This window comes from Bradyrhizobium sp. 2TAF36 (genome assembly GCF_052114925.1).
Lineage (GTDB): Bacteria > Pseudomonadota > Alphaproteobacteria > Rhizobiales > Xanthobacteraceae > Bradyrhizobium > Bradyrhizobium barranii.
The window spans coordinates 1-5,658 of the sequence record NZ_JBFRFR010000200.1; the positions used below are offsets into that span (position 1 = coordinate 1).

General features: G+C 59.3%; 7 protein-coding genes. 1 reads left to right on the forward strand and 6 read right to left on the reverse strand.

Annotation, left to right across the window (positions count from 1 at the left end):
• The first annotated feature begins 80 nt into the window (after window positions 1-80).
• Entirely contained in the window at window positions 81-497 is a 417-nt protein-coding gene (locus AB4Z51_RS44500) for a cupin domain-containing protein (protein WP_135216749.1), read from the forward strand.
• A gap of 123 nt (window positions 498-620) precedes the next feature.
• On the opposite strand, the gene AB4Z51_RS44505 is transcribed toward AB4Z51_RS44500, so the two are convergent.
• The 6 genes from AB4Z51_RS44505 to AB4Z51_RS44530 form a co-directional block, all read right to left on the reverse strand.
• Entirely contained in the window at window positions 621-1,631 is a 1,011-nt protein-coding gene (locus AB4Z51_RS44505; protein WP_441499727.1) for an aminotransferase-like domain-containing protein, read from the reverse strand.
• Window positions 1,631-1,957, reverse strand: coding sequence for a GntR family transcriptional regulator (locus tag AB4Z51_RS44510; RefSeq protein WP_441499728.1), 327 nt, complete (start codon window positions 1,955-1,957; stop codon window positions 1,631-1,633). Before AB4Z51_RS44510 ends, AB4Z51_RS44505 begins: the two co-directional genes overlap by 1 nt.
• Window positions 1,958-1,984: 27 nt before the next feature.
• On the reverse strand, window positions 1,985-2,953 hold the full coding sequence (locus AB4Z51_RS44515) for an NADP-dependent oxidoreductase (protein ID WP_244623424.1): 969 nt from the start codon (window positions 2,951-2,953) through the stop codon (window positions 1,985-1,987).
• A 78-nt stretch (window positions 2,954-3,031) separates the two neighbouring features.
• On the reverse strand, window positions 3,032-3,211 hold the full coding sequence (locus AB4Z51_RS44520) for a hypothetical protein (RefSeq protein ID WP_135216751.1): 180 nt from the start codon (window positions 3,209-3,211) through the stop codon (window positions 3,032-3,034).
• Window positions 3,212-3,411: 200 nt separating this feature from the next.
• Window positions 3,412-3,882, reverse strand: a complete 471-nt coding sequence (locus AB4Z51_RS44525; RefSeq protein WP_135216752.1) for a hypothetical protein — start codon at window positions 3,880-3,882, stop codon at window positions 3,412-3,414.
• A gap of 1,087 nt (window positions 3,883-4,969) precedes the next feature.
• A partial coding sequence (locus AB4Z51_RS44530; protein WP_441499729.1) for a hypothetical protein occupies window positions 4,970-5,658 on the reverse strand: 689 nt, incomplete at its 5' end.

Sequence of the window (5,658 nt, forward strand, 5' to 3'; positions counted from 1 at the left end):
GTGCACCACTTCGCGTGCATTCTTGGTGCTTTTATTCATCGGCCGACGATCCTATCTGCGTGTAAAAGGAGAAATGCACCATGAAGATGCGAATTTTATTCGGCGCGGCTTGCGCTGCCATGGCAATTGCTGTCGCAACGCCAGCCGCAGCCCATGACGGCGGCGAGACAGTCAAGCCCATCTTCCAGCAGACGATATCCAATATTCCCGGGAAGTCATTGATAGCCGTGGTTGTCGACTACAGGCCGCGAGGCGCGTCTCAGTCCCACACTCACGCCAAATCGGCTTTCATCCTCGGCTACGTCTTGTCGGGAGAAATCGAGTCGCAGGTGAATGACGGCCCCCGGCGCGTCTATCGTGCCGGCGAGAGCTTCTACGAACAGCCGGGCTCTCGGCATCCCGTCAGCCGCAATGCGAGCAAAAGCAAACCTGCAAAGCTCCTGGCGGTGTTCGTTGTCGACACTGACGACAAGGAACTGACCACTCCGGTCAAATGACGCGTCCTCCAGGAGGATATAACCAACATTAATGAGTTAACCAACGCTTTTCACTACGGCACTGTCCGACCCGAAGGGCTTAGGGAATGCCGATGTGTAGAGCTATGTTAAGCAGAGCGGTATTCATCGCGACAATTCCAACAGTCGACGACAATCCACCTTCAGTCGTCGTTCATTGAGATTGGTCACGCCGAGTAGCAGTCCCTGTCGTCTGGAAGGCCGCATGTACCATGGCGACAACGGAGTTGGCGCCATGCCGAGCTGCAGAGCGCGCGAAACGACGTCCAGGTCTGACATTGTGTCGGGAAGCAGGATCGCGACCGCCAGGCCGCCGGTTGCTTGCACCTTCATCGAGTCTGACACGGCATCTTTCAGGCAATTAAGCAAACTTTCCCGTCGGGTGGCGTAGAGCCGCTTCATGCGGCGTAGGTGACGAAAATAATGTCCTTGCCGAAGGAATTCCGCCACGGCGCGCTGCACGGCAGCGGCGGGCGCTGGTGCCAAGCAAGCAGCGAGCTCACCAAACCGCCGACTCAGGTCCGGCGGCGCCACCAGGAAACCCAGGCGCAGCGAAGGACTGATCGTTTTGCTGAAACTGCCAACGTGCAGAACCCGCCCGCCATGATCGAGTGATGCGAGCGCGGGAGCCACCCGTCCTGTCAATTGCAGTTCGCTCAGATAATCGTCCTCGATGATCCAAGCGTCGTTTTGTCGAGCCCAGGCGAGTAGCGCAAGCCGCCGCGACAGCGACATCGTCACACCGAGCGGCGCCTGTTGGCCTGCCGTCACGACCGCCAGCGACGCCCCGGCTGCGGCCCGCACACCGGCCATAACGTCCAACCCCTCCGCATCGACCGGAACCGCCGTAACAAGCATTCCAGCTAGGTTGAGCGCAGTACGGGTGAGCGGAAAGCATGGATCCTCTATCCAAGCTCCTTTCTTGCCAAGCTGAAGCCCTTGGATTACCAGACCGAGCGCCCCGGAAAACCCGCCGGTTACGATGACCTGAGAGGGGTCGCAGCGAATGCCTCGGGCCAGCCCCAAGTAAGCCGCGATCTCCTTTCGAAGCTGCGGATCGCCGCGCGGGTCCGGATAAGTTACCGGCAGCGCCGCAGCTCCCCGGGTCTCACGCACTAGGAGGCGTGACCACAGCCCCGCGACCGATCGGACATTGAGGATCGTAATTGCCGGGCGGCCACACGAGTTCCAGCTGGCCCAAGACCAAGCGCTAACTGCTCCGCGACGAGACGCCCATAAGCTACACGTACGGTCCCGCGAGAGACGCCGAGCTGAGCGGCCAGATTCTGCCAAGAGGGCAGCCGCGAGCCCGAGGCGAGCCGTCCATTCTCGATGCCCTCTCGGATAGCTGAATAGATCTGGGTCGCCAGAGGGATCTTTCTGGCATGATCGAGTTGGATGGAAAGGCCAGCCATCACCGGGCGCCGCGACCGATCTGACATATGAAAGCTCAGCTTAGCGCGTCTATTTTACACACTTAGCACGATCTTTCCCTGCGGCTTCGGTCGTCGGCCATCCAACATCATATGTGCTTCTCGCGCATCAGCGAGAGGCATGATGGCGGATATTCTCGTCTTCAGATCGCCGCGATCGATAAGCGCTGAGATTCTGTCCAAATAAGCCGTCGTGACGTCTACCAAAAAGAAGGTCGCGGTGACGCCATGCTTTTCCGCCAAAGCTTGATCTGGTTGGGACACAGTCGATATCAGCTTTCCGCCCTGCCGCAGAGCCCGAAAAGAACGGGCTTGTGTTTCTCCTCCTATGAGGTCGAACACCACATCAGCGTTCCTTACTTCATCTTCAAACCGTTGCGTTTGATAGTCCACGACCTTGTCCGCACCAAGTGCTCGCACGTATTCGATGTCTTTCGTGCCCACGGTGACCACCGAGCGCACCTTGGCTCGACAAGCGAGTTGAACAGCGAACGCTCCAACGCTGCCGGCCGCGCCGTGGATGAGAACCGTCTGGCCGGCTTCGAGCCGCGCGTGGTCAGACAAGCCTTGCCAGGCGGTCACAGCGACGACGGGAACCGCGGCAGCTTCGACGTAGCTGAGCGAATTTGGCCTTCGGGAGAGCATCGCAGCTGACGCGATTGCATATTCGGCATACGCGCCAAGAAACTGGGTATTGGTTACCCCGAACACTTGATCGTTCACCGCCAAGGAGGAGACATCCGGACCAAGAGCCGTCACCTCGCCGGCCAGGTCCGAGCCGAGTGTGAGAGGAAGGGGCTGAGGTAAGGCGCTTTTCCCGGCCCTGATCCACGCGTCCCAGGGGCCAACGCCCGCCGCATGAACTTTGACAAGGACCTGGCCTGCGACCGGACGGGGTCGAGCGACCGTTTCAAAGACCATCTTTTCCGCAGGACCAAACTCGTGGACTCGCCACGCCTGCATTGAGGGTTGGTCCGCTTTCTCTCTGTAGGACGTGGTCGCCATGTAATTGCCTTTTCGCCGTCTTCGGGAGACCGCTCAACTCATCTGACCAAGAAGTGCTTCTTCAACCAGCTAACAGCCTCACTCACCCAATACCCGGCTAATCCATTCCGCAACGGCAATCGCGGGCCGCAATGCGATCAGGATTGCGGCGATCACCATCAGAAATCCCGCACCGTACACTGTGACGAATTCGTATCGCGCATGCCAACCTGAAGCGCGGCTGATGCGCTTCCGAGGGTTCGGGCGACCATTGATCATGGTGGACCTGTTGTAACGTCGATACCCCTCGCCTCACGACAAGAGGAGGTTTGTAGACGTACCCGTGACTCGGGTGGGACTCGGCAACTAAGCCTCCCATCTCTCAATCACGTCTACCATCGAGACTAAAGAGCCTGTCTGCAGCAATCCGCCCGCCTAAAGCTGGAGTCGCGCCTAGCGAGCACGTCAACACTGACTACCTAATGCGGATAAGCGGGTGCTATCGCCACAAAGACGGCCAACATCGACGTTGTCGCTAGGGCGATGCCACCCGTCACGGTCGCGAGCTGGCAAAGCGAAGCGCGGCCTGAAATACGTCCGCTTTGAAGGTCGACATCGCCCTCGATGAAGTCGCGAAAGCTTCGAGTAGCCGCCCGATAGGGTTCCATGTTTCGGCTTGAATATCCGCACCCGGTCATTAGCCCTAGCATCATCATCAGAATGAGGCTGACCATCGTCAGAACCGCTGAAGCCTCGCCGCCCGCAAACGCGACCCAGAACGTCAAAACTGTATAGGCGGTGCCAACCAATGCTATTGCAATCGCGAACGGATGGACACAGGTCGCAGGCAACGAATTCGTGAAGACAACCTCTTCCCCACGAAATGACGATGCCTCACCGTCTTTGCGTTCGGTATAGGCAAACCGTTGTACGTCCGGATAACGTGCCATCGTCGATCTCCTGCTTTGCGGCCGTGTGCGGCAATGCCACAGAGCCAATTTGCGCGAATTTCAACGAGAAGGAAGTGAAAGACGATCAACCGACGAATGAGCACGCTGCATCATCGCCAGTTTTGATCGACAGCCCCTCCGAATCGCTTGATTGCGAGAACTCGACGATAAGGGAGCTTTCGTGCCCCGAGCGCTGACCGCAATTACGTCATCGTGTTCATGCAGGCCGAATGACAGTCCGGGCGTGATATACCTTGCCGGCCGTTGAGCGATCAGCTTGGCAAGCGTCGCCTCGGCCGAATTTATAACCGACCCGCAACGAAACGATGGCGGCGTCAATTTCGGCGTCGCTCATCCCGCCTTCTCCGCAAGCTGAAAAATCCGCCAACGGTGCCGGTGATGCCGCACCTCGACTTTGCCTTTTGCGATCAGGCGGCGAAGCGCCCGGCGGGTCGCGCTTAGTTCCGAAACCGTGCACCTGCGCCACCCCGGCCGGGCCAGGACGCGGCCGTCGCTGTAGACGCAACCCGGCGATCTCGCCCGACGTCTGCCCAGGTCTGCGCTCGAGGGCTTCGAGAACAGCCCGACACAGCGCCAGGGGTCTGTTGGCGAAACCCCTTCGGCGTCTAAACCCYGCTACCACCCTCGCCTCCGCTGACAACGAAACCGAGATTTCGAAAACCCGGAATTTGCAGAAATGCCGGACGCGTCGGGCGCGCACGGTCGATCCATGCTGAAAGATACTTTGGGATTTTTTCGCGCATTCGCATCTTCCCCGCCCTTGGCGTGGGCGCTGGTACGTTCAACGCACCGGACATCGGGGAACACTGGCCCGCGATCGAACGCGCATCGGTGGGCAGATCACGAGGCGGCCCACGGCTGATTAGAGCGGCGCTGGTGCGGCTGGTGCCCTGTGCGCTATCCCTGACTGCGCTAACCTCTATCGCTCCGGTTGGTCTTGGCTCTCTGCCTTGGGTATGGATCGAGTTAGGCGGGCAAGTGCACAGGTGTGTGTGGGGGGTGCCGATCATCTCGTCTGCCCGCGTTGGATGGTCCGGCAATATTGGGGTGGCGCGGATGCTCATGGTCATATCCGCGGGTCTACGTAGTCGGACCGATTCACCTCGGCTTCCCTGGCCTTCGCATTGATGTCGACCTGGCCACAGACCCACCAACCCCAGGCGTGGGTCCAGTCTACAAACCGACTGCCCTTCGATCGGTGGTGACATTCAAATTTCTTGAACATCCGCTCAGCTTGACCGACGTCGAAGCCGTCTTTGGCGGCAATGGCGACCAGTTCGCTATTGAACGTGAGGTCGACAGGCCAACTTGTTAGTTGGGTGGACTGTCCGCGGGCTCTTCTGAGGGGGCTGCCGCGAGCGAGGCCAGCTCTACTTCCCGAAAGACTTCCGCCACCTCGGACTCCACCGATCCGACATTCGCGCGGGATTTCGCGATGCACTTGATGCGGCGTGCGGCGGCGTTGGAGGAGGATCAGATCGACCGCGTCGTCAATTCCATGAAAAAGCGCCTGGCCCGGATGCTGCTGATGCTTGCCAGCCTCGATGCCGAGAACGCCGGCGGGCGGGTGCTGGAACGCATCACAGAAGGCACACTGGCCAAGATGCTGGCGGCGGACCCGCCATGTTCGGGCGAGGTAAGCGGAATCAATCAATCTCCCGCTGCCGTCACGTCTCGGACTCGAGAGGTAGTTTGTTCGCCGATCTGAATTAGTCGTCAGTGATTCTCTGAAAGACAGAATAAAGATGATTGGGG

What these genes read in the sequence shown, in the direction of transcription:
- AB4Z51_RS44510 (WP_441499728.1), bottom strand. Translation starts at nt 1,957, where the DNA reads ATGTCAGATCGGTCGCGGCGCCCGGTGATGGCTGGCCTTTCCATCCAA.
- AB4Z51_RS44525 (WP_135216752.1), bottom strand. Translation starts at nt 3,882, where the DNA reads ATGGCACGTTATCCGGACGTACAACGGTTTGCCTATACCGAACGCAAA.
- AB4Z51_RS44520 (WP_135216751.1), bottom strand. Translation starts at nt 3,211, where the DNA reads ATGATCAATGGTCGCCCGAACCCTCGGAAGCGCATCAGCCGCGCTTCA.
- AB4Z51_RS44500 (WP_135216749.1), top strand. Translation starts at nt 81, where the DNA reads ATGAAGATGCGAATTTTATTCGGCGCGGCTTGCGCTGCCATGGCAATT.
- AB4Z51_RS44515 (WP_244623424.1), bottom strand. Translation starts at nt 2,953, where the DNA reads ATGGCGACCACGTCCTACAGAGAGAAAGCGGACCAACCCTCAATGCAG.